This window comes from Jiella marina (assembly GCF_024359545.1).
Classification (GTDB): Bacteria; Pseudomonadota; Alphaproteobacteria; order Rhizobiales; family Rhizobiaceae; genus Jiella.
Genome location: NZ_JAKQZG010000003.1, coordinates 344656 through 369472, shown reverse-complemented (window position 1 = coordinate 369472; position 24817 = coordinate 344656). Strand labels below are relative to the sequence as shown.

Annotated in this window: 24 protein-coding genes; 1 reads left to right on the top strand and 23 read right to left on the bottom strand. The window is 63.6% G+C overall.

Translation table 11 applies throughout. The features are described 5' to 3' along the window. Nucleotides 1–108 precede the first annotated feature (108 nt). The 8 genes from MF134_RS07865 to MF134_RS07830 all read right to left on the bottom strand — a co-directional run bounded on the left by MF134_RS07865 (nucleotide 109) and on the right by MF134_RS07830 (nucleotide 11235). Entirely contained in the window at nucleotides 109–510 is a 402-nt protein-coding gene (locus tag MF134_RS07865; protein WP_255338873.1) for a hypothetical protein, read from the bottom strand. Nucleotides 511–576: 66 nt separating this feature from the next. Next, nucleotides 577–1968, bottom strand: coding sequence for a phage tail tip lysozyme (locus MF134_RS07860; RefSeq protein WP_255338872.1), 1392 nt, complete (start codon nucleotides 1966–1968; stop codon nucleotides 577–579). 102 nt (nucleotides 1969–2070) lie between these two features. Beyond that, nucleotides 2071–3345 (bottom strand): tail fiber domain-containing protein, encoded by a 1275-nt coding sequence (locus MF134_RS07855; RefSeq protein WP_255338871.1) that lies wholly within the window; start codon nucleotides 3343–3345, stop codon nucleotides 2071–2073. Further along, on the bottom strand, nucleotides 3335–3712 hold the full coding sequence (locus tag MF134_RS07850; protein ID WP_255338870.1) for a hypothetical protein: 378 nt from the start codon (nucleotides 3710–3712) through the stop codon (nucleotides 3335–3337). The genes MF134_RS07855 and MF134_RS07850 overlap by 11 nt, the downstream gene beginning before the upstream one ends. A 20-nt stretch (nucleotides 3713–3732) precedes the next feature. After that, nucleotides 3733–4143 (bottom strand): hypothetical protein, encoded by a 411-nt coding sequence (locus MF134_RS07845; RefSeq protein WP_255338869.1) that lies wholly within the window; start codon nucleotides 4141–4143, stop codon nucleotides 3733–3735. A 2-nt stretch (nucleotides 4144–4145) separates the two neighbouring features. Beyond that, nucleotides 4146–10139 (bottom strand): hypothetical protein, encoded by a 5994-nt coding sequence (locus MF134_RS07840; protein ID WP_255338868.1) that lies wholly within the window; start codon nucleotides 10137–10139, stop codon nucleotides 4146–4148. 2 nt (nucleotides 10140–10141) lie between these two features. Beyond that, on the bottom strand, nucleotides 10142–10558 hold the full coding sequence (locus MF134_RS07835) for a DUF6950 family protein (RefSeq protein WP_255338867.1): 417 nt from the start codon (nucleotides 10556–10558) through the stop codon (nucleotides 10142–10144). A gap of 2 nt (nucleotides 10559–10560) precedes the next feature. After that, the gene (locus MF134_RS07830; RefSeq protein WP_255338866.1) at nucleotides 10561–11235 is read right to left on the bottom strand and encodes a hypothetical protein; all 675 of its coding nucleotides are present in this window, start codon (nucleotides 11233–11235) and stop codon (nucleotides 10561–10563) included. Between the two features lie 106 nt (nucleotides 11236–11341). On the opposite strand from MF134_RS07830, the gene MF134_RS07825 reads away from it, so the two are divergent. Continuing rightward, on the top strand, nucleotides 11342–11740 hold the full coding sequence (locus tag MF134_RS07825; RefSeq protein WP_255338865.1) for a hypothetical protein: 399 nt from the start codon (nucleotides 11342–11344) through the stop codon (nucleotides 11738–11740). Nucleotides 11741–11881: 141 nt separating this feature from the next. On the opposite strand, the gene MF134_RS07820 is transcribed toward MF134_RS07825, so the two are convergent. From MF134_RS07820 to MF134_RS07750, 15 genes are all read right to left on the bottom strand, one after another. Beyond that, nucleotides 11882–12526, bottom strand: coding sequence for a hypothetical protein (locus MF134_RS07820; protein ID WP_255338864.1), 645 nt, complete (start codon nucleotides 12524–12526; stop codon nucleotides 11882–11884). Then, entirely contained in the window at nucleotides 12526–15981 is a 3456-nt protein-coding gene (locus MF134_RS07815; RefSeq protein WP_255338863.1) for a tape measure protein, read from the bottom strand. Before MF134_RS07815 ends, MF134_RS07820 begins: the two co-directional genes overlap by 1 nt. 60 nt (nucleotides 15982–16041) lie before the next feature. Beyond that, a complete protein-coding gene (locus MF134_RS07810; RefSeq protein WP_255338862.1) occupies nucleotides 16042–16218 on the bottom strand; it encodes a hypothetical protein in 177 nt (58 codons plus the stop codon). 80 nt (nucleotides 16219–16298) lie between these two features. Next, the gene (locus MF134_RS07805) at nucleotides 16299–16628 is read right to left on the bottom strand and encodes a gene transfer agent family protein (protein ID WP_255338861.1); all 330 of its coding nucleotides are present in this window, start codon (nucleotides 16626–16628) and stop codon (nucleotides 16299–16301) included. Continuing rightward, nucleotides 16628–17065, bottom strand: coding sequence for a phage tail tube protein (locus tag MF134_RS07800; RefSeq protein WP_255338860.1), 438 nt, complete (start codon nucleotides 17063–17065; stop codon nucleotides 16628–16630). Before MF134_RS07800 ends, MF134_RS07805 begins: the two co-directional genes overlap by 1 nt. 79 nt (nucleotides 17066–17144) lie before the next feature. Beyond that, nucleotides 17145–17537: a DUF3168 domain-containing protein gene (locus MF134_RS07795; RefSeq protein ID WP_255338859.1), complete on the bottom strand. Its 393-nt coding sequence runs from the start codon at nucleotides 17535–17537 to the stop codon at nucleotides 17145–17147. Beyond that, nucleotides 17534–17953, bottom strand: coding sequence for an HK97-gp10 family putative phage morphogenesis protein (locus MF134_RS07790; RefSeq protein WP_255338858.1), 420 nt, complete (start codon nucleotides 17951–17953; stop codon nucleotides 17534–17536). The genes MF134_RS07795 and MF134_RS07790 overlap by 4 nt, the downstream gene beginning before the upstream one ends. Further along, complete coding sequence (locus tag MF134_RS07785; protein WP_255338857.1) at nucleotides 17953–18285, bottom strand: head-tail adaptor protein; 333 nt, start codon at nucleotides 18283–18285, stop codon at nucleotides 17953–17955. The genes MF134_RS07790 and MF134_RS07785 overlap by 1 nt, the downstream gene beginning before the upstream one ends. Nucleotides 18286–18456: 171 nt before the next feature. Beyond that, nucleotides 18457–19059, bottom strand: coding sequence for a head-tail connector protein (locus MF134_RS07780; RefSeq protein WP_255338856.1), 603 nt, complete (start codon nucleotides 19057–19059; stop codon nucleotides 18457–18459). After that, nucleotides 19056–19238: a hypothetical protein gene (locus MF134_RS07775; protein WP_255338855.1), complete on the bottom strand. Its 183-nt coding sequence runs from the start codon at nucleotides 19236–19238 to the stop codon at nucleotides 19056–19058. The genes MF134_RS07780 and MF134_RS07775 overlap by 4 nt, the downstream gene beginning before the upstream one ends. A gap of 67 nt (nucleotides 19239–19305) precedes the next feature. Beyond that, a complete protein-coding gene (locus MF134_RS07770; RefSeq protein ID WP_255338854.1) occupies nucleotides 19306–20610 on the bottom strand; it encodes a phage major capsid protein in 1305 nt (434 codons plus the stop codon). 30 nt (nucleotides 20611–20640) lie between these two features. After that, nucleotides 20641–21366, bottom strand: a complete 726-nt coding sequence (locus MF134_RS07765) for an HK97 family phage prohead protease (RefSeq protein WP_255338853.1) — start codon at nucleotides 21364–21366, stop codon at nucleotides 20641–20643. After that, nucleotides 21305–22561: a phage portal protein gene (locus tag MF134_RS07760; protein WP_255338852.1), complete on the bottom strand. Its 1257-nt coding sequence runs from the start codon at nucleotides 22559–22561 to the stop codon at nucleotides 21305–21307. Before MF134_RS07760 ends, MF134_RS07765 begins: the two co-directional genes overlap by 62 nt. After that, on the bottom strand, nucleotides 22561–24276 hold the full coding sequence (locus MF134_RS07755; RefSeq protein WP_255338851.1) for a terminase large subunit: 1716 nt from the start codon (nucleotides 24274–24276) through the stop codon (nucleotides 22561–22563). The genes MF134_RS07760 and MF134_RS07755 overlap by 1 nt, the downstream gene beginning before the upstream one ends. 9 nt (nucleotides 24277–24285) lie before the next feature. Further along, nucleotides 24286–24813, bottom strand: a complete 528-nt coding sequence (locus tag MF134_RS07750; RefSeq protein WP_255338850.1) for a hypothetical protein — start codon at nucleotides 24811–24813, stop codon at nucleotides 24286–24288. Nucleotides 24814–24817 lie beyond the last annotated feature (4 nt).

Below are 24817 nucleotides of genomic sequence, written 5' to 3'. Positions count from 1 at the left end.
AGCCCTCTGAGATTAAGGGAGCGCGCGTAGCGGTTGATCGACGGCATAGATTCACCTAACAAAGAAACCGCCGTGGTGTGCGGCAACTAATGGAATTGGTGGGCGGGGCTATTGCTGGCCGCCGGTGCGGGAGTCGAGCTTGTCCTCCAGGCGCCGAAAGCCAGCGGAGATCTCCGTTCGCAGCTTGTCGAACTGATCAGCGGTCACAAATTTCTCGGCAGCCTCGACGCGGTAATCATGGAAGCGCTGCTCGTGGGTCTTGAGTTCTGCCCCCACAGCTGCGGACCGCAGCTCAGCGCTTTCGATTCTGCGCCCCACCTCGGATATCTCACGATCCAGTTCGGTCTGCAGCGCTTTGGCCTGCTTTTCGAGGTCTCGTTCCAGATCCGAAATCTGCCGGCTGTTGGAGAGCGACCTGCCGCGCAGATCGAACCACGCCCCGTAGACGCCCCCCAGTGTCAGCGCAAACGACAGGAAGATTGGCCAATAGTCCTTGATGACTTCCTCCATCCGGTCACCCCATCAGCCAGTCAAACGTGATCAGAACGGCCGCCGTGCCGTTCGGGCCTCGTCTCATCAGGAGCCGCCGTTGGCCGGCGCGCGATATGCTCCGATGCAGGCCATGACGAAGCTCGAAAAGCCAGTGAGGACACCAGTCACCGCGGCGCCGAACATGGCCGTGTCCGCTTCGGGCGGTAGCCATCCCATCGTCGTGCCAATGATCACGATGCCGCCGCCAATGGTGACGCCACCAACTGCCCCTTGAGCCGCGCCCTTCCCGGCGCCGATCATCTTCTCGACCGGACCACCGGTCTTCTCTTCTTCCGCTGGTGCTGCCGACATGTCGATCTCCTGTTTCGGATACGCCGCGCGATAGGCGGCAAGGGCACGCGTTGCCCAATCGAGCCGGCGATCGTCGTGCTTGACGCCAGCCCGCTCGAAAGAGCGTTCGAATGCGAGGGTTTTGGCCTCCAGGCCGTTCGCCTTGGCGACGGCTGCTATGGTCCGCTCTTCCGGCCCGCGAAGCTCGATGACGACATAGCGATAGTTCGCCTCGTCGGATGCGGGATCGAGGCCATTCTCTCGGCACCATGTTTCGTAGGCACGCCGACGCGAGCCGGTCCACTGCGGCCAGCCATAGCCGCCACCGCCGCTGATTTCCTCGAGGATCTCAAGCCCGGCACTCTCGTGGCCGAAGTTGCCGAAGGCCGCGGCCGCGTCGAGCGCGCTCCACTGCGGGATGTCGTCGATCAGCCGGCGCATGTAGACCGGCGCGGTGGTCTCGAAATGCGCGCTCGGATCCGCGATGGGATCAGACCCGGCAACGGCCACATAGCGCCGCGCCACCCATCCCTCATATCCAGCCGGCGTCTTGATCTTGAGCCAGTCGCCATCGGATCCGAAGATATCGACCGTCGTGCCACGCGGGATGTCGCCGATGTCGCGTCCCGACATCTTCGGCTCGCTGCGCAGATTGAGCGTCGAGGCTGTGACCGTGCCCTTGCCGGAGACGGGGACATCTGAATTGATCACCGTCGGCGGCGCCGCGACCTCGCTGAGGAGTTGCGCATATTCCTGCCGAGCGTCGAAGCACGGGCACGCCTTGGCGGCATACTGATTGTGCCCGCTGATCTTCGTGACGGACGGATAGTGCGACATGAGATCGCGAAGGAGTTTCTCCAATCCATCCTTCTGCGCCGCGGTGCGCGTGTCCTTGGCGCGCATGTCCTTGTCGACGCCGCCAACATAGACGACGCCGATCGTCCCGGTGTTGTGGCCGGCAACGTGGGCGCCGACCTGCCCGACAGGTCGCCCCTCCTCCACCGATCCGTCGAGATGAACGACCCAATGATAGCCGATGTCTCGCCATCCGCGCTGCTTGTGCCAGCTGCGGATCGTGTCGACGCTGACCTCGCGGCCCGCCGGCGTGGCCGTGCAATGCACGATGATTTCGTTGATCGGGCGCATACTGCCTCACACAAAAACGCCCGGCCGCCAGAAGCGCCGGGCATGAAAAAACCGCCTTGCGGCGGCGGCGGAATGATCTTCGATTGATTGGGAGGTGGACGCCTACGAGCCGCTCGCCTCGAGCGTCGCCACGCGAGCCCGCAGCGCGCGCAGCTCGGTCCATAGGAGCGGGATCAACTCGTCAGGCCGGATGAACTGCCGGCTGTCGGGATCGAGCTTGTCCTCGAGCCCCCAGGCGCCGAAATCGACACCTTCGGCATCGAGAGCCGCCTTGATGTCCTGGGCGAAGAATCCGGCATGCAGCCGCTCGCCTGGATAGGGCGTCACGGTCTCGGTGACCGTACCGTCCGGATGCTGCGTCCGCTCGACGTTCTGGCCGCCCACCTCCCAGCGATAGAGAATAGGCTCGACGGCATCGATGATCCCTCCGGCCACCGACGGATCGATCGTTCCGTCGACGACCTTGTCGCGGCTGTCGGACGTCTGGATCGTGCCGGTTGCCGACCAGAGCGCGGAGAAGCGCGCGCCCGATGCGCCGAGCGTGTAGGCGTTGTCGACCGAGGGCGTAGCCGAGGCGTCGCGCCGCAGGTAGCGGGCGTCCATCTCCTCCTGGGAGATCATCACCTTGTACCAGGGCGTCCATGTCCCCGTGCTGGTGTCGCCCTGTCGCCGGTAGGCGAGCGTATTGCCAGAGGTGCTGGACGAGAGGTGCCAGACAGTCTGCGTGACGCTGGCGCTCCAACGCTCGACCCTGAGTAGGCCAAAGGCGTTGGAGAGGAAGCCAGCGGGTCCGTTCACGGCGCTGGCGCTCCGGTAGAGACCATTCTCGATGACCTGGTTGTAGTCGGAGATGTTAGACGCCGAAGCCTGAATGCGACCGGGGAGACGCGCATCTGCCACCGTGCCGGCGATCAGATTGTCCGCGTTGTGTGCGCCGATCGTCACGCGGGCCGTGGTGCTGTCGGGATCGTCCAGAAGGGCACGCGCCCAGTTCGTTATAGGGGTGAGTCCCAGAGACCCGGCGCCGGTGAAGTACGGCAGCCGGTCCGCCGCCGCCGAGAGGCCCGCCAGCGACTGGAGGATGCCGTTGCCGAGAAGGCCGATCAAGGTGTTGAGGGCCGCGGTCACCCGGCTTGCCCCTGGCGTGAAGCGGATCTCATAGTCCCCGGCCGACAGCGCCGTTCCCGGCCAGCCACGGGCGAGCGTGATCGAGGTGTTGGAGTTGACCGCGGCGATGCGGGCCGTCAGCCCGTTGGCCGCGAAGTAGTCCCCCGCTTGGACACCGTTGGCGACCCAGGCCGTACCGGATCCTGTGACTGTCGTCGATCCCGACCCGACCGAGACCGTGCCGGTAGCGTAATAGCTTTCACCCGCCATGGGTTCTGTCCTTTCCGTGCTGTTCCGCGTGCACCGCGAGGATCTCGTCCAGTTCTGCGGGGCTTTCTGCTTCGTCGATCGCCATCTGGGCGCGCTGCCTCTCGACCTCGGCCGCGGCGAGAGCCTGAGCGCTGGCCATCGCCTGGTTGACGACGAGCAGAGCCATTTTGACGACTGTCATGCCGCGCGTCCGGGCCTCCGCACCGAGCAGAGGAGGAGGAAGTTCGCTCTCCGGCCTCGCTGTCGTGAGGACCATCTGGGCCTCAAAGAGCTTGGCCTGGCGGATGGCCTGCAGCCGGGCGTCGGGCAGCCGGTCGGCAAAGATTGCGTCGAGCCGGGCGCGAGCGTTTCGTCGCAGCGTGGCCATGTCAGCTGTCAGGTGGGCTCTCATGATGTCGAAACCTCAAAGTGGCACGGACGGAACGGCCAACACTCGACCGCCAAGCGATAGGTCGCTGCGACGTCGGCCGAGAGGGATAGCTCGCCGTCGTCGACAGTGATCTGCTGTTCTCCTCCCGGACCGGAGACCGTGACGACCGCGCCGAGCGGCAGGCCGGAGATCTGGGCAACCTCATTGCCGTCTGCGGCGATCGCCGTCCTGTCGATGGTCGCGGGCATCGGCGGACGAAGCCGTAGCGCTCCGTCGGTGACGTAGTGATCGCCAAAGCTCTCCAGGGGAGCGTCCAGGATCAGCACGCGGAGGCCGTCCCGCGCCTGCATCTCGGCCTCGTCCGCGTCGTAGGCGTTGCCCTGCTGCCGGATACGCCCCTCGGCGTCGTGTAGAACGAAGTGAAGCATGGTCACCGCTTCAGCTTTGTTGTCTGGAGATTGCAGTAGCTCACGTTCTGCGATTCGAGCTTGTTGTTGTTGTAGTCTTCGTCGGCGACCGTTCCTCCGGTGCCGAGGGCCATGATGAGCTTGAACTCGGCTGTCGCGGTCGCCCCCGAGTGGGTGTAGACCGCCGAGACGATGCCCGATGAGACGAATTTCCGGTCAACGATCGGTCCGATGACGCGGCTCCGGCTCAGCATGACGCTGTCTTTCCAGAGCTCGATGAAGCCGGCCCAGCCAACGTCAAGATTGGGCGTGGCGCCGGTGTTCGAGTTGTAGCTGGCCACGAGGTTCACGGTTTCGGTGTCCTCGACTGCCAGTGTTCTCGTCAGCAGAGTTGTTCTGTTGAGATCGACCGCGCCGGTATTTCTTGCGGCGAAGATATCCTCGCCCGTGTCGACGTAGCTCGCAGAGATGCCGTTCGCGATGATCTGCTGCGCTGTGATCGTTCCCTCGACGATCAGGGAGCCCACGATCGCGGCATTGACCTGCAGAACTCCCCCCGCAACGCTGAACGGCAGATACTCTGACTGAGAGTCCGTGACCGTGAACTGGTCAGCAAACACGATGACTTCACTCGCGCCGCCGCTCCCCGCCCGCAGGAAGATGCCGGCGTCCCGGTACGAGTCGGCGTCTCCGGCGCGCACCTGCATGGCCATGGTCGCTTCACTGCCCGAAGGCTGCGCCGTGACCACCGTACGAAAACGCCCGCCGGCGCTGTACTCGTCAGCGCTGGCCTCGATGGCTGTGAGTTGCTCGCCCTGCGCGGTGACGGCGCCGTCCAGTTCACTAACCGCTGTCGAGAGTGTGTTGACGGCCGAGGCTTCGGCCTTGTCAGCAATCTCGCTCGACAGTGCGGTGATAGCCTGCGAATTGGCGTCGATGTCCTGACCCTGCTGCGTGACTGTGGCCTGCAGGGAGTTCAGCGCGTTTGCTTCCGCCTTGTCGTCCAGGGCGGCGCCCAGCGATGTTATTGCCTGCGAATTGGCGTCTATCTCGTCACCCTGCTGGATGACCACCGCACCGAGGGTGCTGAGCGCGTCCGCGCTTGCCTTGTCATCAAGCTCGACGCCAAGCGAGGTTATGGCCTGGGTGTTGGCCGCGATGTTCTGCCCCTGTTGCGTGACCGTCGTCGAGAGGGACTGCAACGCCGAGAGGTCGGCCTTGTTGGAAACGGCCCCGGAAAGCGAAGTGACGGCCGCGGCGTTTGCATCGATCGCATCGCCTTGCTCGCTGACGATGACCTCAAGGGTGGTCAGCGCATAGGCGTCGGCCTTGTCGGCGAGCGACGCCTGGATGCCGGAGACCTGCTGTGCCTGCGCATCGACCCTGCCATCAACCGACCGGGTATAGGCCTCGAGTTGCTGATAGGCCTGAGCCAGGGCGGCCCGGTTGGCGTCGTCGCCCTCCAGGTCGAGTGCGCCCTGCTCTGCCGTTTCCAGATCCTGGGCAAGCAGCGACGCCTCGACCCGACGAATGGCGCGGGCCTGGCTCTGTAACCCCTCCCCGCCGAGGACCGCGATCTCCTGCTCCAGCGCGTCTACTGCGGAGGCATCGGCCTTGTCCTCCACCACACCCGTCAGGACCGTCAGCGCCTGCGAGTTCGCCTGGATGGCCTGCCCCTGCTGGGTGACCGTCGTCGAGAGCAAGTTGAAAGCGGAAAGATCAGCCTTGCCGGCGATCGCAGCCGAGAGCGAAGTCACCGCCTGGGAGTTGGCGTCGATGGCGTCGCCCTGTTCCGACACCGTCGTCGCCAGGTTGTTCAAGGCGGCGGCTTCCGCCTTGTCGGCGATCTCGCTCTGCAGGCCGGTCACGGCAGCAGCATTCGCGTCGATCGCGTCGCCCTGTTCGGAAACGGTCGTGGCGAGGCTGCTTAGCGCTGATGTCTCAGCCTTCCCATCGATCTCGCCTTCAAGAGACGTGATCGCCTCATTGATCGCTGCGATGTCTTGGCCCTGTTGCGTCACTGTCCCTGACAGCGTGTCGACCAGCGTGGCAGACGCCTTGCCGGCGACGACGAGATCAAGAGACGTCAGGGCCTGGGCATTGGCATCGATGGCATCGCCCTGCTCGCTGACCTCTGCTGAGAGCGAGTTAAACGCATTGACGCTCGCCTTTTCGGGAAGCGCGGCATTCAGCGTTGTGATCGCCGCCGCATTGACGTCGATCCGGCCTTCAAGCCGCCTCGCATTGGCGTCGATCTGTTGCTGAGCGCCGGCGACGGCCGAGTGCACAGCCTGATCCCGCCCCGCATCCGCCGCACCCTGCTCCGCCGTCTCCATGGCCAGATCGAGGAGTGCCACCTCGACCCGGCGGATGGCGCTCGCCTGGCTTTGCAGGCCCTCTCCGCCGAGGACGGCAATCTCCTGCTCCAGAGCATCGACCGCCGACGCGTCAGCCTTGCCGTCCAGCTCGCCCTCAAGGGCGGTCAGCGCCTGCGAGTTGGAAACGATGGCCTCGCCCTGATCCGCAAGGGTCGCCTCGGCCGTGCCAACTCGGGTTGTCAGGCTGTCCACGGCCGACGCCGTCGATGCGAGCCCCGTCTCGGCATCGCTGATCGCCGATTCCAGCCCGGTGATGCTCTCGGTCAGCGACGCGACGGCAGTGCTCCGCGCAACGCGTTCCTCGTAGATCAGGCCAGAGGAGAGATCGCCGAGGGTCGCGCCGGTCGGATCGGCGTGACCGGTCAGCTGGGTGGCCAGCGCCTGGCGGGAGGATGCCTCCGCCTCGATGGCGTTGGTGAGGGTCTGACGAAGTTCCTCCTGGGACGCGATCGATGCGCCGGGCGAGGGTCTTCCGATCGCGATCCAGTCGATCTCGAAGTAGTTTGCCGCGGACTGCTCCGTCGACAGGTCGATCCGCAGTCTCTCGATTGAGCCGGTGACCTCCGGACTGAAGACGATCACCGCGGTGTCGTCGTCGCTGAAGGCCGGCTCGCTGATGGTCAGACTGCGCACAGCCTGGAAAGCATCGCCCGGGATCTTGTTCCACCAGAGAGTGCCTTCCCATGCCGGCGTGCCGACCCGCCGGATGCGCATGCGCACCTGGCCGTACTGGTCCGCCGGAACACCGATGCCGTCCGGCGACAGGATGAAGGGATCGGTGAGATGCTGCGCGGGCCGCATCCACCCACCCGACACCCAGGTCGGCAGACCATTGCCGTTCCAGCCCTCAATGTCCTCGTCGAACAGCCAGATTGTGTAGAAGTCGAACTGCTCGTCGACGCCAGCTTGGATCGAGACAAGGCTCTGTGTGATCGCCTGATACTGGGAGGTGAAGGTGCTGCGCAGGCTGCCGATCATGCCGCCGGCGAGGCTGATCTCCGATCCCTCGTAGTCGCCGCGAACCTGGACGGACAGCACCTCGCGCGCAGAGGCCTCGGCCGCGTCACCCGTCACGATCGCTTGGTCAAGCCGCTCCACCTCGGCGCTACGCGCTGAGGCCTCGTCGTCGATCTCGACTTCCAGGACTTCCAGGCGCTGGACCAGAGCGGAGCCCGGCCCGGTCGCAAGCGTGATCGCCTGCGTGTAGGCAGCCGTGATGGCGTCGCGCGTCAGGTCGAGCCGGGTCCGCAATTCCTGAACGTCGTCGAGGCCGAGCGTCGCGGTCTCGGCGACGACCGCGTCGATATCCAGGAGGCTCGACGAGAGCGCTCGAAGATCACTCGCCTGCACCCTGATGTCCGCAAGGCGCTGCTCGGCTTCGGTCTGCAGAGCGGCGGCTTGAGCGGCGACCGCCTGCTGGCGCGCCAGCCTCTCGGCGTCGAGAGCGTCCACCTGATCCGCGATTGCCGCAACCCGCGCCGCCTCCTCGTCCGCGATCAGACCAGCAAGGGCTTCGTCTTCGGATGCCAGGTCAGCCACTGCGTCAGCCCGCGCCTGCGCCTCTGCGGCCAGCGCCTGAGCCTGCGCCTGCAGATCGGCGGCGAGCTGGTCGGCATCCGCAACGGCCTGATCGATGTCGGTCCTGAGACCGTCGATCAGATCGCGCGCTGCCTGGGCAAGCTGTTCGAGGCCGAGCCGGAGATCCTCCGCACCGGTGGTGACCGGCAGCCAGTCAGACCACACGAAGGGCCGCCCGGACACCGAGCGATATATACCCCGCGCCTCATAGGCGGTCTCCGGCAGGAACGTGCCGTTCAGCACCACCGAATAGGACTGCTCAAGCGGCGCGTCATAGGCCTTGGTGGCGTCGAAGATCACGTCGCCGGTCGCCGCAAGCCGGACCTGCACCCGGATATCGGTGATGTCCAACAGGCCTCCGGCATAGGAGACCTCGATCGACGGCCGTCTACGACCGGTCGCCGGATCGAAGATGTCGGCCGCCGCGACCTGCCAGCCAGCAAAAGACTGCGGGGTCGGCCGGATCGCGCCAGGCCTGCCGGTGGAATAGGCCTTCTGGTCGATCGCGGGCGTCCAGCTATAGTCGGACGGATCGATCTCCTTCAGTTCGAACGTCTGCAGGAGATTGCTGCCGCCGTAGACGGCCGTGACGAGAAACCGCTTCTCGACGTATCCATTGCGGTCCGACGACCACGCGAACACATCCATCGGCTCGAATGCCCACGTCTCCGGCAGGAGCGTGATCCGGTGCGTCCGGAAGCGCCGCGAATCCTCGACCGCGGCTTTGATCAGCCGCTGGATCTGAGTGGCATAGGGAACCGTCGGAAACTGCAGGTCCGCCAGAAGACGCCGCCCGTCATCCAGCGCCTCGAAATCGCTCCGGTAGTAGGGCGGCGCATCCTTCGATGCCCATTTTTCTTCCGGCTCGGGATAGGACGCCCGTGCGCCATTGGTCGTCTGCTGCAGACCCGGGAACGGATCCATCTGCTGCGGCCGGGTAATGATGATCGACCCGTCGGTGAACGAGTAGACCGGGGCTGCGGGCGCGCCGACGCTGACCTTGTAGATGCCGCCGATCTCGGCAATCCGGCCGTTGCAGCCCTTCAGGAGTTCATCGAGCACGTCTGCCGGCTCGACATCCAGGGTGACCTCGACCCCCGACCGGAACTGCCTTTCCGTCCCACCTTCCGAAAGCGTGATCGGCGCATCGCAGGCGTTCATCGCCGCGAACCAGTTGGCGAGCGGCAACTGCCAGGCGCTGGTCGACTGCCCACCCCAGATCCACTCGCCTTCGTAGCGGATCCCGCGCTTGATGTTGTAGGCCTGAACGATCGGATTGTTCGACGGCTCCCATGTCGATGGATCGGACCAGCGCTGCGACCCGGCGCCGCCGACGGAGGAATCGCGGCGCGGATCGTAAAGGGGGATGCCATCCGTCTCGACGGTGATCTTCGGGATGCCGGAAAACAGCGAAGGCTCGTAGACGGCCGTGACCACGATGTAGGGAACGCCGCGCCCGACCATCGAGGCATCCCAGGGATAGTCGGGATCGTCCTCGAATTGCGTGACAAGGAGAGCGTCGGATTCGGTCTGTGTGCCGTCGTGATAGCGGATCCAGAGCGTCTGTCCGCTGTCGTCGCTTTCGAAGCCCGGCACGGGCCATCCGTCGCTGGAATAGCTCGCATCGGGATCGAAGTCCGAGATGTCGATCTTTTCGTCGTCGATCCAGAGCCCGGTCATGTTCTGGCCCGGAAGGTCGCCGAGCGAGATCACCTGGACGAGAAAGGCGTTCTCGGCGCCGTTGTTGCGGCCGCGGGTGTTGGCGTAGACGAGATGCCCCGGTGTCGCGTAGCGCCCCATGATGAAGGACGCCGGCGTGTCGCCACCGACCGTGATCTCGGTCTTCGTACCGGAGACGGATGCCTTTTCCTGCTTGGTCAGCAGGGACACTGCAAACTTGAGCGCGGTGCCGATGGCAGCGATCGCCAGATTGGCGAGGAACGTGCCGCTCGCGAGAAACGAGCCGATGGCCGCGATCGCGCTGATCGGATCAGCGTGGGCAGCACCGAGCCCCGCCAAGCATAGCCAGACGGCGAGAAGAGTGACGAGAAGGATCTGCATGACTATCCGACGCGAAACGCGCGTGTGGCGCTGAACAGGTCGCGGGAGCCGAGGCCATCCTCGCGCAGAACCATCAGACGCTCGCCATTGACGATGCCGAGTGCGAAGCCGAACGGGCTTTCATCGGGAACCGCGGCGAGATCGCCGAGCATGGCCTCACTGACGTGAATCTCGCGAAGATGCGATCCAGCGAGATCGGCAAGCGTCTGATACCCCTCATTGCGCATGACGCGCACGGCTCCGACAGCAGTGGTGTATCGCCCACGATAAGGAGCGGCGGGATCCTCGCCGGTAAGCGCATCGACGAGACCCGATGCAAAACCAAGCGCACAGTCGAATTCACCGTAGTGGTGCTCGCGACGCTTCACAGTGTCGATGAAGGCGTGGAGCCGAGCCGGCCAGTCGGGGAGACGCGCCATGACTACCTCCCGAACGCGCCGAGGGAGCTTGAGGTCTGACCGGATCGGCCGACACGCTCCTTTTCCTGACCCCAGAAGATCGGCACGTTCGCCGTTCCGGTGTAGCGATAGAACCGGTCGCCAGAACGTGCCTTCAGAAACTCGTCGCTCTTCTTGGCAGGGTTTGTCCGCGTCAGTTCTCGCGTGGAGGAGACGCATTCGATCTCGACGCTGCCCTCCTCGCCGACGGACGGCGTGCCAAGCGGCGCGCGGTCGACCTGTCCCAGGAAATGGCACTTGGCGCTGACGAACTGCCGGGTGTCCGGATCGAGGATGGCGCGATGGATCTGGACATCCGCCAGCCGGATATCGGCGCCACGCACCATCGCCTGAACACCGGCATGGATCTGCGACAGCGGCACGCGTACGGTCCGGATTGTCAGGTCCGACGTCAGCGGGATTTCCGCCATGTCGAGCAGCGAGCCATTGCCGACATAGGTCCGCGTGACGGTGCTCCCCGTTGTCGGATCCTCGACGGCGATCTCCGCTTCATCGAGATCGTTCCAGAACGCGAACTCCACCCGAATTGCAGGGTCGGCCAGCGTGCGTGCCCGGAACCACACGAGATTGCGGGCAACAAGACCCTTGTCCGGTGCCCGTGAGAGCGCCGTTGCGGTAGCACTGTCGATGTTGCGCATGATGATGACCCCAGAAAAAGAGCCGTGAGATGTCGAGCGGGCGGCAAGGATCGACACCCCACCGCCCGCGTGCTTTCCTCCTGATGCTCAATCAGTGGAGGATTGAATGACTGAGGTCTTCAGGAAATTTATCAAAGGAGAGGTCGTAGGAGATGGGTCGACAGTCGCAGTCAATCTCCATGACAATCTCGGTTTCGAGCGCACCATCTTTTTCACAACAGAGAGCCTGACAGTTCTGGCTCACGAGCTCTTGGCACTTCAGGCAAGGGCTGACAGAGTCCAATCAGGGTCAACTACCCGGTACTATGATCTTGGGTCGAAGATCGCCATGAAAGCTATTCCCACCTTCAGCTACCAGCTCACGATAACGGACGATCCGAATATTGGCGGGATGATTATTTGGTCGGAAACCGGTGCGCCTTATTCATTTCAGTTAACGCGTGACCTTGCTCGAGAACTCGACCGGTCATTGGCGAAATGGCTGGCTGAGACGGATCACACTTGAGGCTCGGGCCATCCGCAGGCCCTGCGTCAACAATGGTGACGAGCGTCGAACAAAGTGCCGATTGGTCAGAGTTCGCCTTACGGGTCATGCCTCATGCTCTCTGGAAGGCACCGGCCGTCCGAATGCTGTCGATGTTGCGCATCAGAGCCTCTGGATCACGGAAAAGCCAAGCTGACGCCGGACGCGACTGGACATGGAGGGATTGACTGATCCCGGCCTGAGACCGAATAGCCCTGTCGGCCTGATCAGCGTCACGACAAGACCGGCACTCGCACCGGCCCGAATATGCGGCCTCACCTCGAATTCAGCCGTTACCCCGGAGGCATCGGCTGCCACGGTCTCGCAGATCCGATGCAAGGCCCGGCGCGCCGGGGTGCCATAATCGAAGGAAAAGAGATCACCCGCACTCACCACGTACCCCGCCGGGAGCCCGGAAAGCGCGAGCCCTCGCGTACTCGCATGGATAGAGGCGATGACCGGGGTCGAGCTTCCAAGAAGCGACCCGCCAGGATCGGCTCTCGGATATTGCCGGAAGGAATCGCCCAGATAGAACGATCGGATTGCCCCATCGAGCGCTTCGAGCTTCGCCTGGATTTCGCTGCTCTCGCCGTGCTTGAGCGGGGCGAGCGTGACATCCGCCTCCCACAGGGAGGGAGCAAGTTCGGCAGCCAGTATCTGCCCCGACCCGAGACCGGACAGCTCCTGATTGCTGGCCAGCCGGAAGCGCACATCGACCACTGGGAGAAGCTCGGCGAAAGCCGCAGGCGAAAGCGGGAAGGCCAGCATCAGCCGCGCATCCTCGGATCATCCCGTATCTCCTGCACCCGCTCAGGCAGGGCATGACGCGAAAACTGCGTCACCGCGGTTGCCGAGGCGGTTGTCGCCTCGCCACGCGCGATATCCTTGACATAGGCCTGCAACTGTCCGTCCTCGTCGACGGACACGCCCACCGTGACATGCGCCGACTGCGGCCGAGCATTTTCCGGGGCGCGAAGATCGGGCGCGCTCAATGGCAATGCGGGAGCCCGCAAATCAACCGGGATGCGCCGCCCGTCCGGAAGGGGAACGGCCGCCTCCGGCCCCGCTTCGCCGAAGATCGCGGCCGAACGGGAGACGCCGCCCCCGGCAAAGTGAGGCAGAGGAACCGGGCGCCCGTTTCTGGCGATGCCACCCTCGGCAAATCCGAACAGGCTGAAAAAGCCGTCCAGAAGCCCGCCGCCTGACGATCCCTGCTTTCCGAATATGCTGTCCAGAAGGCTGTCGAGCCCGGTGTCGATGATCTTGTCGGCGATCTTCTGGAGCGCGCTGGCAAGCGCTTCGGAAGCGCTTTTGCCGGCGGCGAGATCGGAAATGAAGCCGCCCAAGACATCACGCGATGCGTCGCGGAAGTCGTCCATCGCGTCGATCAAGCGCTGCTGCGCTTCCTGCTGCTGTTCCTGCAGGCCAGCCTGAACGCCATAGGCGGCCGAGAGACGCTCGACGGCCGCCCGCAAATTCTCGATGACGACGACACCTTCGGCATTCACGCCATTGCCGTTTTCGTCGATCGTGATCCCCTCCTGCTTAAGTGCATTGAGGATCTCGGCCTGCTTGATTGCCCGCTCGCGCTCCGTGGTCGACGCGTTCATCAGCGAGGTTTCGAGGACAAGGCTCTTGGTCTCCTGGTCGACCGAACCGAGAAGAGCGTCGATCGTCTGCTTCAGCTCGGCGCGCCTGTCGGCGGCTTCCTTCAGCGCCGCTTCCTGCGGCGTCAGATCACCGGCAGCGATCCGGGTCTGCCCGGCCCGCCGATTAGCATAGGCGATCGCATCGTCGACCGTTCGACCGCCTCCGAGGATTGTCGGGTTTGCCGCGATCGAGGCAGGATTGATCAACCCGGAGAGCGGTGTGCCCGGCGCGGCGCCAAAGACCTTCGCGGCATCGCCCACCCCCAGGAAATGCGACAATTGCAGCGACGCCTCAGTAACCGCCACGCCCGCCGCCTGAAGCACCTTGGCGTTTTCATTTGCATAGGCCCGGATCAGGGTCTTGGAGATATCGGCGTCAGTGCGCAGCGCAAGGATGGCCGCTCGCGATAGCCCTTCTGCCCGATCCGGGAAATACTTCTGGAACAGGCTGATCCATGTGCTTTCGATGAATTGCCCGAGCCCCGTCGCCGACGAATTCGGATTCTTTGCAAAGCGGTTACCGCTCGATTCTGCCCCGATCACCCGATCCACGAAGCGATCTGTGGCCGCCTTCGAATTGCCGCTGATCAACGCCTGTCGGCGCTCCCGGGCAATCTCCTCTTCCGCCCGGATGCGCGCGGCACCCTCGCTGATGGCCTCCCCCATCTCCTTTGCGGCCTTGACGATCTCCTCGGTCCGCTTGTCAACGTCTCGGGCAAAATCGTCCTTGGAAAGCTCGATGTCGCGCTGGCGGTAGAAGTCCGCCCGGTTCTGGCGCGCAAGCTGGTTCTGTTCGAACGGCGTCGCGACTTCGCCGCCGGCAGGAACCGAGCGGTTGATCCTGTCGGTGAGGTTGGCGATGTCGATCAGCTTGTCGGCCATGACCTCCAGTCGCTTGATAAAGGCGTCGACCGGCGCGGTGATTTCCGTCGCAGCGATCTCGTCGAGCTTCTTGCGGGCTTCCTCCGCTTCGGTCGTGCCGTCCTGAAGGCCGATCGCGATCTTGGTGATCTCCTCGATCGCGGCGGCGTCGGCCACGCTGTCGAACAGGCTTCCGATCCGCAGATCATAGCGCTGGACATCCTCGATAAGCCCCGCGAGATCGGCACGTGTGTCGCCCAGGAACAGCTGATTGCCGAGACTTGAAAGCAGGCTGGGCCCACCACGGATCGCCTCGATCTGGGCGTTCAATTCGCGCAGAGCCCGCGCGCGCTGCCCATCCGTGAGCTTGTCGAGCGCGTCGTTCAGATCGGTGATGCCGCCATCGGCGCCTTCGGCCGCACGGCGTGTCTTGTCGAGCAGGCCATTGATGTCGACGAGGCTGTCGGACGCTTCCTCGATGCCGCCCGAGAAATCGATGAAGGTCACCGCGAGCGCCGCGACGATCCCACCGATCGGCCCGAGCAGAAGACCGGCAATCTGGAACCGGAACACCCGCGTCGCCGCGGAAGCGAGCCCGATGCCGCGTGCCGCCGCTGCTGCGCCGCGCGCCGTGTTTCCGAAGGCACCGGCCATGAAATTGGCCGCGGCTCCCGATCCCGTCGCCGCCGAAGTGAAGAATTGCGAAGCCGCACCAGCCCCCGACAGGCCGAGACGTAGCAATTGCACCGTCGCGATGGCGATGGGGATCGTCGTGATCATGCCGCCGATCGCGCGACCGACGAGAGCACCCGAGATCACCGCGGCGACCTTGAGCACAGTATCCGCGATGCTGTCGAAATCGTCGGCGAAGGCGTTCAGACCAGCAATCAACCGCTGCGATGCCGACAGGCTGTCGTCAGTCTGTCCGATATAGCGCGTCAGGGCATTCTCGATCTTTGTGAAGGCGCCCTCGAAGGTGTCAGCCGAGGCATCGACCCGCTTCTTAAGTTCGTCCGCGCCGGCGATGACGCCCGCGAAGAACTCCTTGGAGGTCAGCCCGCCACTCTTGGCGGCCTTGATCAGCGCGCCGACATCGCCGTTGAAGCGCTTGATGCCGTTGGCGGCCGCCTCCAGAAGAGCCGGTGCACCGTCGATCAGCGAATTGAACTCCTCGGCCTGGACATTCGTCCCGCGAAGCAACTGCCCGAGTTGCGTCAGCGCGCCGGATGCCTCGCCGGCACTCTTCCCGTCGACCTTCAGCGAGGCGGCAACCGCCTCTGTGAACCGGAAGAGATCTTCCTGATCATCCGTGAGCTGCTTCGCCGCGCGGCTCGTCGCGCCGTAGAGCTGCGTCTGCGCCCCCAGCGCCACCGAATAGTCCTGCGACTGCCGATAGAGCCGCTCCAGCGTCGCCGCCTGACGCTCGGCAGGGACATTCGCCGAAACCAGAGCGTTGCCCGCCTTCTTCCAGGCATCGGCATACTGGATTGCCTCACGCGCTCCGATCAGTCCCGTCGCAGCGGCAAGGAGGCTCTTGATCGACAGCGCTGACCGTTTCGAGGCCCGCTCGATCTCCTGATCCATCTTCTTGAAACGGTTCTCGATCGCCTTGGTCGATTGGTTGAAGACCACCGCAGCGCCCTGCATCTCCTTCTCGAACGGGCCGACTTTGGCCGCGAGTTCATAGACCAGCTGTTCGGCGGTGATTGCCATTGAGCGTCTCTTTCGCAGTTGCAGAAAATCGCAGCCAGCCCGAGACCGGCAAAAGAGCTGTTACGCCGACTGAACGGTCGATACCCGATCAAGCATCGCACCGATCGCGTCGAACTCGTCTTCCGACATTTCCTGAGAGCGCTCTTTCTCGCTCATGTGAGCGCGCCGGAACCCGTCATGGCAGGCCTGGAACTGCCAGAGAGACAACCGGTCGACCTGCTCAGGCGCCAATCCCATCACGATCCCGGCGCCGTAGAAGCCGGCGAAGCGGAGCTTGCCCCTGGGAAGCGGGGGCGGCCCGTCGTCTCCGCCGGCCCCTATTTTCCCAGCTTTTCGTCCTCGACCCCGACGAGCACGGCCGCGAGCACGGCGCGGGCCGTGGGCACGTTCTCGAGCCAGGGGACCGTGTCGACGTGGCGGGTGATCGCGTCCAGCGCCTTCTGCTGTTCCATCCCGGCCCCGATCAGGCCAAGACGCAGCGTCTCCCGCACATCGTCAACCCGCCAGGTCCCGTCGCCAAGCCGTTGGTAGAGATGCTGCGGTCCGGCATCGCATTTCTCCTGCAACAGCCTGAGTTCGCCGAGCCGAAGCTGGAAGACGTACTCGCTATCCCAGCATGCCAGCTCGGCACGGGACGTGCGGCTCATCAGGCGACCGCCTCGGTGTAGGCGCCGTCGCTTTCCATCTGGACGTTCACAGCGACCCGACTGCCCTTTTCGGCCGTGACCTCGAAGGACGCCAGATGATATTTCTGCGTGACGGTGACCGTGCTTCCGCTTTCGGGGAACGTGATCTTGACGTTCTTCGAATTGTTCGACGCGTAGAACGCACGCCACGCCGGGAGGCTCTCCTGGGCCATGACCCCGGAACCGGAAATCGAGGCGGTCAGGGCGACGATGTCGCGCTCGACATGCGACGGAAGATCGGGATCGTCGCAGTCGGGCACTTCGGTCTCATTGAGGTTCTTCGTGCGGTTCCAGCTTTTCGAGGTGAACCCGCACGGTGCGGTGAAGACCTCGGGATCGGCTCCGTCGCCGAGCTGCACGACGAAATCGCCGAATTTGACCGTTGTCGCAGTTGCCATGATGGCCTCCATGAAAAAGGCCGCTCAGGGCGGCCGGGATGCTGATCTGCTGTTGAAGAAAGGTCGGAAGACCGACCGGCTAGGCTTGGTCCATCAGCGCGCGGACGAACAGGACGCCGTGCTTCGTCTTGCCGTCAGCATCCATGATGAACCGTTCGCTCTCGATCGTCAGATCCACGACGCGAGCGCCCGAGAGCGCGAACTCTTGGCCATGGACCGCAGAGCGAAGCTTTCCAGCAAGAACCTTGGCTTCCCGGAAACCATCCTCTGCGCTCGACCAGATATCGATCTGCTGCGTCGCATCGATCCCGTCGACGCAGTCGGCGTCGTCCGACTGACCGTCATACGGCCCGAACGAAAGATAGGGTTTCGCCGCAGTCGGCCGTGGCTCGTCGAACAAGGGCGCCCCGATCTCGGCCGCCGTGATCGCGGCATAGAGCGCCTTCTGAAGCTCCCATGCGAAAGCTGTCATGATCGCTGGACTGCCTCTTTCGCCGCCTGCTTCAGGAGCCTCCTCGCCCGCCGCCGGATGCGCTTGTTGGCGCCGCGGATCGGTGGATAGAAGAATGGCTGAGCCGGCATGTCCTCGTTTCCGAACTCGACGCCGAGCGCATAGTCGTATTCGGTATCCGCGCCGTTTCGGACCGGTTTCGTGGTCCGATCGCCACCGGCCATGAGCGTCACACTCACATCGCGGCGGGTCTCCCTGACCTCGGACCTCTCGATCGTCGAGGCCAAGGTGCCGGAGCGTTTCGGTGCGAGCCGCTTCTGGCGGCGCCCAATGTTCGTCGCCTCGACGTCGATGGACTCTCGCACGGCCTTTCGAGCGGCTTTCGGCAGGTTCTTCAGCACCCTGAGACCCCGCGAGCGACCCGGCAACTTGGCCATCACGCTTCCACCTCGCAGAGCACGTCTAAATCCCGCCGATCCTCGCTCGGTTCGACGCTCTTGATATCGTAGACCTCTGAAGACCGCGTGTCGCGCGCACGCCATTCCGCCGTGATCATCTCGCTCTGCGACGATCGCCGAATGGTCAGGACCAACGGCCGCCGCCCCTCGAGGCGCGCCGCCTGGACGCCCTCGCCGCCCCGCAAATAGCGGCGCCGCGCCGACACGACAAACCGCTCCTCGAAACCCGAGACCGTACCGCCGCCCTCGCCCTGGGTCTGGATCACGGCATCGAAGGCGATGCGCTCAGTCAGCCGACCCGCTTCCGCCATCGTCCGTTCCGTTCTCTGTGGATGCACCAGCCTCTTCGAGCGCCCCGGCAGCCCTCGCGGCCGCTTCATGCGCCTTTGGCACCGAATAGGATCGACCGCCCTTGTAGGCGATTGTCGAGCTTTTGCCCGGCAAGCGGTAGTCATAGTCCCGAATGAACGTGACCCTGGCCATCAGATACTCCCGCGCCGATAAGGCGCAATCAGCCGCTCGACCGTCATCGACATCTCGACGGCCGCGGCACCGCCGTTTTCGGCCGTCTCCCGGAACCGGTAGAGATCGCCGACCATCAGAAGGATCGCCGAGCGGATCGGCCCGGGCACCGGGTTCGGCTGCCCATCGACCAATTCGCCATAACCGGCGGTGTAGGTGATCGAAACGGCTTCGCTTTCGTAGAGATCGGCCGGAAGGACATGGGCGTTGCGAAACCGCACGAACGATCCGATCGCGTCGGCCTTCAGCGCATACTCCTCTTCCGCCACCGTCGAGATTTGCCCGGCCGCATTACGCCAGGTGATCGACGATATCTCCGAAGCCGGCAGCCGCAGCCGCATGACCCGGCAAAATCCATCGAACGTCTCGCGCCATGCCTGACTGACAATCGCCCGGCCGAGCACTCCCGAATAGCCGTCGAGACGAGCCGTCGCCGTCTCGATCATTGCGGTGATCATGTCGTCATCGTCGTCATGATCAACCCGAAGATGCCGCTTCGCCTCAGCCAGCGAAACCGGCATGAATGGCGCCGCCGTGACAAGAGCCGGTCGATACTCTCTCACGAGACTTTCGAGCCTTTGACAGCCTTGTTTGCGAATTCCGGCTCCGCCTTGTTCTTCACTTCGGGCGCCGCCTTGACGGCGCCAAGGGCTTTAAGTCGCTCGAAATCAGCTTTCTCGAATTCGAGGACGGAGCCTTCCGGCTTTCCGTCGAGCGGCTTCGTGAGGATCGCTTTCACCATCACCATCTCCTTCGATTTGTAAGACCGGCGACCTTGTGGTCGCCGGTCACGCCAAACCGAACGAATGTCAGGCAACCCGGCCGAGATCGCCGTAGATCAGCGCCTCGGGACGATAGATCGCCAACGCGAGTCTTTCCTCCGCGCGGATCGTGACCTTGTTCTTGACGAAGTTGTCCTGATCCTCCGTAGAGACCTCGACGGTCGCGTCCTGCCGGTCGAAAATCTGTGCAGCGAGATCGAACGCGCCGACGAGGAACTTATCCTCGCCCATCGCCTGTGTCGGAACCACGGGAAGGCTCCACAGGGTCGGAGATAGCGTGCCTCGGGGATTTCCGATGAGGTACTGGCCATTGGCGTCCTTCATCGTCTCCATGTAGGCCCAGTCGATCGGATTGAGAACGATGCCATTCGGGGCATATTCCGCAAGCGCCGTCTGAAGCATGCCCAGGCGGATTGTATCGATCATCTGGCCGTCCTGCGGCGCGAACGGCGCCGAGAATGCCGTGGCTTCAGTCACTAGGCCGGAAAGATTTTGACCGGTTCCGCTGCCGTTGAGGAGTTGCTGCTCCTCGACATAGGCGAGGCCATAGCGCAGACGGCTGTCGATCATCGACCGCAGCCCCGGAACGTCCGCAAGCACCTGAACCGACGCCCGCATCCAGTGTGCGATTGTCCGAACCGATGCAGTCGCCTCGATGTATTGGATTTCCGACTGCGGCTTCAGGGTGCCTTCCGCGACCGGCGCAGCATTGTTGGTGAAGCCCTTCTCCTTGTCGTACTCGATCGAATTCGACGTGGTGTTACCCGGCGCGAGCAAGGCTCGGATAGTCATCCTGCGGCGCGGCAACTCTACCGCTGGCGCCCGATCCGGGCGTATGAGCGTGCCGACGGAGCCGGCGGCGTCAGTTTCGAGCGAACTGATATCCTTGACTTCGACGATCGCCCGACCGCGTGGCCGCGTCTGCCCCGCAAACGTCTTGAACTCATCCGATTCGACGAACCGCTCACCTGCAGTCCGAGGACCTCGATCCTCACCACCGCCCCGTGCCATCTTCTGCTCGATCTCGTCGAGCCTCGCCTTGGCCTCGTTCATACCGGTCAGTGCCTGATCCGCCAGATCCTTGGCGGTGCTGGCCATCGGCGTGCCCTTCTCGGCCTCGGCAAGAGCCTTCTCGGCAATCTCCTTGACCTTGTCGTGCTTGGCGTCGAAGTCGCGCTTGACCTCGACGGCGAGCTCGGCCGCCGTCTTTCCACCGCCAGGGCGGTCCGGAGCGTCAAAAACGATCCGGGGCATGAAGCGAAACATATCCGTGTGGCTGGCGACAAGCGCCATCGACCCGCCCATCAGGCAAGCCATCCTTTGTCCCGTCATGGGAACCTCCGTGTCTCGGTTGATGCGGGATCAGCCCGCCAGAGCGCGCAGGAATGCGACGCTCTCGTCAGCCGCGTTGGCAGGCTCCCCCTGCCCTTTCAGGTGAAGACGCGCGGCGCGTTCCGCCTGCGAATTCGAGAAGCCCAATCCCTTGAGCCATGTCTCGAACTCTCTTTCCGTCAGCCGGTCCCCGGCTTTCAGACGCTCTGTAAGATCGTGAGCAGCTTTGGCTGCCTTCACGCTCTGCACGACCGCATTCTCGTTCGCCCCCAGCGAGACGACGCTGACTTCGCGAAGATCGAGTTTTTCCAGCGTCCAGATGCCGCTTTCGGTATCGACGCTGTAGGACTTGATCCGGTAGCCGATCGAAAGCCCGTCAATGTCGCCAGCCTTCAGCAGCGCATAAGCTTCGCGGCCGCGCTGGACATCCATGTTCAGGCGGCCGTGCATCAGCAGCCCGTGATCGTCTTCATTTGCGTCAAGCCATTTCCCGATTGGCTCGTCCGGATTGTGCTGCCAGAAGAGCTTGGGCATCGTGCCCTTGGACTTATGCTCTTCGAGGCTCTCGGAATAAGCGCCTGGCGCTATCACATCGCCGTAGGCGTCCGGCTCACCGCCGAAGGTTGATCCGTAGCCCTCGAATTCGCCGGTTTTGTCCAACGCCTTGATTTCCAGATGGGGCGCGGTGCGCTTGTCACTGGCCATTGCCAGCCTCCGTGATGGGAACGTTCTGGCTTTGCATGCGCGGCGTGTCACCGCCGGAAACAGGCGGAAGGTTCTCGAGAGCCCGAATCTCGTTGATCGTCATGAAGCCCCCCTGCGCCATCTTCGAATAGAACTCGGCGCGCCCCGCGCTGTCTCCGCGAAGAAGACCTTCAAGGTTGAATTCGATCGTCAGGCCCTGACTGCGGCGCTCGGCCAAGGGTATGAGCTGCTTCGTAAGCGCCTGCTCGATCCGCTTCAGTCTTTTACGGAGCGTGAATTTCTGAAAGCCGAGGACATCGACTTCCTTGCCTGTGCCCCAGTTCGATGACTTGTCACCAAACCCGACCATTGCCGGGGGCACGCCGAATATTCGGCAGATCTCCTCCCCGGAAAACTTGCGACTGTCGAGCATCTGGGCGTCTTCCGGATTCAGTGCAAGCTGCTTCCAGGTGAGACCTCGATCAAGGAGCATCGGATGTCCGGCCCGCACGGCGCCGCGAAACTTGCGGATCAGCAGCGCTTCCATTTCTTCGCGCTGCTCTTTGGTTAACGTGACGCTTTCCGGCGTCGAGAGGATGCCGCTAGGATTGACGCCATTGCGAAACATCGCGTCGGCCGCAGCTTCAGCCGACAGTGCGCCGTCGAATACCGATCGGCATACTGACAAGGTGGAGGCGCCGGACAGAGCTGTTCCGAACGGACCACGGATATGAAGAACCTGTTCGCCGGTGAGCTCGGTTCGCTTGCTGTCCTCGGTCCATTCGTAAATCAGAACGCCGTCGCTCCGGCGACGCACCCTCATCTTGTCAGCCGGCAACGGCAGGAGAGCGTTTATGCCGCCCCCGGATCGGGGCGACATCTGCGCATAGGCATTGCCCTGCAGTTCGATCGACGCTGCCATTACTTCCCAAAAGTCCACGGCCGTTTGATCGTAGTTCGGGCTATCGTGCAGCACGAAATAGAGGGGATGATCCTTTGCCACGCTGCGCAGACCGCTGGCGTCAGTCCGATAGACCATCAGGGGAAGGCTGGCGATCGTCCCGGCGATCAGCTGCACACAGGCCCATGTCGCCGACAAGCCGACAGCAGACGCTCCCCGCGCAACGGAAAGGTCCCTGTGATCCGCCACCGTCACTTGGTTCGTGACAAAATTGTCGCCATTCTCCGACGAGGCGGCACCCACTCGCCATGGCTCAATATCTTTCGTTTTTCGAGCCCGGCCGAGCATGCGCGAGAACCATCCCATCAGGCGTAGCTCGCAATCCAAGCGTCATTATCGACCCTGATGGGCGCACTGGGATGACGGCTCATAAGGTCGAAGGCGTTGAAGGTTGCGGCAAGTGGATCGATTTTCGCCTTTCCAGCCGCCTGTTTGGTGATCTTTACAGCGCTGCCGACCTGCTCGACCTTGGCATTGCCAACGCACCAGATCATCAGGTCCTGCCCCGCATGCCAGAGGGTGCCGTCCTTCAGTTTGCGCTCCATGCCCCAGATCGCGCCCGAGATCTTGACGCCTTGCGGGATGGACACGATCGGCCCGCCATTCTGCGAAGTCTCGATGCCGCGGCCCGCCAGCTCGTCGACAATCGCCGAAACCCCGAACGGATCGAGGCCGACCCCAGCCCCTTCAGCGAGCTTGCCGGCATCACGGATCCTCTCAATGACATCCGCGACCTCTTCCACGTCCTGCGTCGGCGTTTCGCAGATGACGAGATCCCCCGCTGCCTCGAAATCCTTCAGCTTCGAGACGATCTCCTTGCGCTGATCGAGGACGTCCGTATGCGCCCATGCCTTGTTCCAGACCAGCCAGTCCTTCGTCACCTTGCATCGCCCGACGACGGCAAGGCCCAGGAGATCGTCGAGACCGCCGCCATCGACACCGACGACGACGACTTCCGATCGCTCGATCAGAGCCTCGAGTGTGAGCGACGTGTCCGCCGCGTCGATCCAGTATTTGGCGCCTGCCCACGCATCGGCATTGATCGCGATTCCGATCTCGACGTTCAGATGCTGCGAAGCCCAGACGGAAAGGCTTTCGATCCCGGCCTGCTCGGCCTCCCGGAATTTCGGCAGAAGCCGCTCGATGGTGATCGAGCGCCCGAGATTGGGCGTGACGAGATGCCAGTTCGCCGGATCGGCCCACGGCCGCCGCTTGTCCTGCTGCATCGCAACCGGGAATTCGTAAAGCATCGGCAGGGTCTCGCTGTCGGCAAACTCGCCTTCGCGCACCATGCGGGCAAGCTTCAGCTCTTCCTTGAAGATGCCCGCCGGCGGCTCGTCGGATTGCGTCGTGATCACGATGACGAAGCCTTCCGGATTGGCCAGGATGCCGCCCTCGATCTGGGTCATGACCTTGCGCGCCTGCGGCATCTTTCCGAGTTCGTGGATCTCGTCGACCAGGACACCTACCGGCTTCGCGCCGGTCATCACCTTGTTGTCGAAGGACCGGATGCGCAGCTTCGCCCCGGTATTGACGTCAACGATCGTCTTGATGTGGTCGCGGGCATGAAACCGCTTTTTGAGCCACGCATCGGCCTTGATCATGCCCTCGGCCTGTTCATAGGCCCGCTCGGCCGTTGCCTGCGTCGGCCCGACCAGGAGAAATTCGGCCGAAGGCCGGCGGTTGCGCAGCAGCGCCGTCATCATGATCGCCGCGCCGTTCGTCGTCTTCGAGTTCTTCTTCGGCACGAGCTGGAAGAACTTTCTCGCCAGCCGGTCGACGATGACCGTCCGATCCTCGTCCATGACGACGAGACCGAAGATCACCCGGACGAAGTCGGTCGCCCATTCGCCGGCAACGTCCCTGAGAAGCGGCTGCCCGGGGACATCCGGCAGGCGCAGCCGCTCGAACGCCTGGACGGCAAGCCGCGCCTCTTCCTCGTCGATCGGCAGATCATCCCTCAGCGGTGGGCGGCCCGTCTGAAGCCGTTCGAACCAGTCGGGGCAGGAGAAATCACCCATGGACGGCAATCAGTGCGAGACCGCAGGCGGGATGATCGATTCCCAATCCGATGGCGGCGTTCTCGCCTCGCGCTCGCGCTGCTCCTTCTTGCCGAGCTTCTCGCTCGCCTCTTTCACGCGATCGTCGAACAAGGGGCCGACCGCCATGTCGTGACGCCGGAAGAACTCCTTCATCGCGGCCGTATTGCCGGATCGCGCCTGCTCCCAGAGCGTCAGCAGGCCGATCGACTCGACCCGGTCCCGCGCCACGTCCCGCGTCCGAAGCTCACGAAAATAATGCTTGCGCAAAGTCGGAACCGTGATGCCGATCGCGCCGGCTATCCGCGCATCGGTCCAGCCCTGCGCCAGCAACAGCATGATCTTGTTGCGGTTTTGCTGCGTCGGATTATGCGGCGGCCTGCCGCGCTTGCCGAGACCCGCCGGTATCGGATCGCCGAGCAGGTCAAAAGCCGGTTCAAAATCTTCCATCAAGAAAAAAACCCACGAATGAGAGGGCGCGCGGTACGGCTGGCGCGGTCCTGCCAGACTTTTGCCCACCCCC

Bases quoted from the DNA above. Each gene is read 5' to 3' on its own strand.
- MF134_RS07860 (WP_255338872.1), bottom strand. From the start codon at position 1,968: ATGCGCCCGATCAACGAAATCATCGTGCATTGCACGGCCACGCCGGCG.
- MF134_RS07785 (WP_255338857.1), bottom strand. From the start codon at position 18,285: ATGGCGGAAGCGGGTCGGCTGACTGAGCGCATCGCCTTCGATGCCGTG.
- MF134_RS07825 (WP_255338865.1), top strand. From the start codon at position 11,342: ATGACTGAGGTCTTCAGGAAATTTATCAAAGGAGAGGTCGTAGGAGAT.
- MF134_RS07865 (WP_255338873.1), bottom strand. From the start codon at position 510: ATGGAGGAAGTCATCAAGGACTATTGGCCAATCTTCCTGTCGTTTGCG.
- MF134_RS07815 (WP_255338863.1), bottom strand. From the start codon at position 15,981: ATGGCAATCACCGCCGAACAGCTGGTCTATGAACTCGCGGCCAAAGTC.
- MF134_RS07855 (WP_255338871.1), bottom strand. From the start codon at position 3,345: ATGGCGGGTGAAAGCTATTACGCTACCGGCACGGTCTCGGTCGGGTCG.
- MF134_RS07850 (WP_255338870.1), bottom strand. From the start codon at position 3,712: ATGGCCACGCTGCGACGAAACGCTCGCGCCCGGCTCGACGCAATCTTT.
- MF134_RS07805 (WP_255338861.1), bottom strand. From the start codon at position 16,628: ATGAGCCGCACGTCCCGTGCCGAGCTGGCATGCTGGGATAGCGAGTAC.
- MF134_RS07830 (WP_255338866.1), bottom strand. From the start codon at position 11,235: ATGCGCAACATCGACAGTGCTACCGCAACGGCGCTCTCACGGGCACCG.
- MF134_RS07835 (WP_255338867.1), bottom strand. From the start codon at position 10,558: ATGGCGCGTCTCCCCGACTGGCCGGCTCGGCTCCACGCCTTCATCGAC.
- MF134_RS07795 (WP_255338859.1), bottom strand. From the start codon at position 17,537: ATGACAGCTTTCGCATGGGAGCTTCAGAAGGCGCTCTATGCCGCGATC.
- MF134_RS07800 (WP_255338860.1), bottom strand. From the start codon at position 17,065: ATGGCAACTGCGACAACGGTCAAATTCGGCGATTTCGTCGTGCAGCTC.
- MF134_RS07790 (WP_255338858.1), bottom strand. From the start codon at position 17,953: ATGGCCAAGTTGCCGGGTCGCTCGCGGGGTCTCAGGGTGCTGAAGAAC.
- MF134_RS07840 (WP_255338868.1), bottom strand. From the start codon at position 10,139: ATGCAGATCCTTCTCGTCACTCTTCTCGCCGTCTGGCTATGCTTGGCG.
- MF134_RS07845 (WP_255338869.1), bottom strand. From the start codon at position 4,143: ATGCTTCACTTCGTTCTACACGACGCCGAGGGGCGTATCCGGCAGCAG.
- MF134_RS07810 (WP_255338862.1), bottom strand. From the start codon at position 16,218: ATGGGATTGGCGCCTGAGCAGGTCGACCGGTTGTCTCTCTGGCAGTTC.
- MF134_RS07820 (WP_255338864.1), bottom strand. From the start codon at position 12,526: ATGCTGGCCTTCCCGCTTTCGCCTGCGGCTTTCGCCGAGCTTCTCCCA.
- MF134_RS07755 (WP_255338851.1), bottom strand. From the start codon at position 24,276: ATGGGTGATTTCTCCTGCCCCGACTGGTTCGAACGGCTTCAGACGGGC.
- MF134_RS07770 (WP_255338854.1), bottom strand. From the start codon at position 20,610: ATGACGGGACAAAGGATGGCTTGCCTGATGGGCGGGTCGATGGCGCTT.
- MF134_RS07775 (WP_255338855.1), bottom strand. From the start codon at position 19,238: ATGGTGAAAGCGATCCTCACGAAGCCGCTCGACGGAAAGCCGGAAGGC.
- MF134_RS07760 (WP_255338852.1), bottom strand. From the start codon at position 22,561: ATGGGATGGTTCTCGCGCATGCTCGGCCGGGCTCGAAAAACGAAAGAT.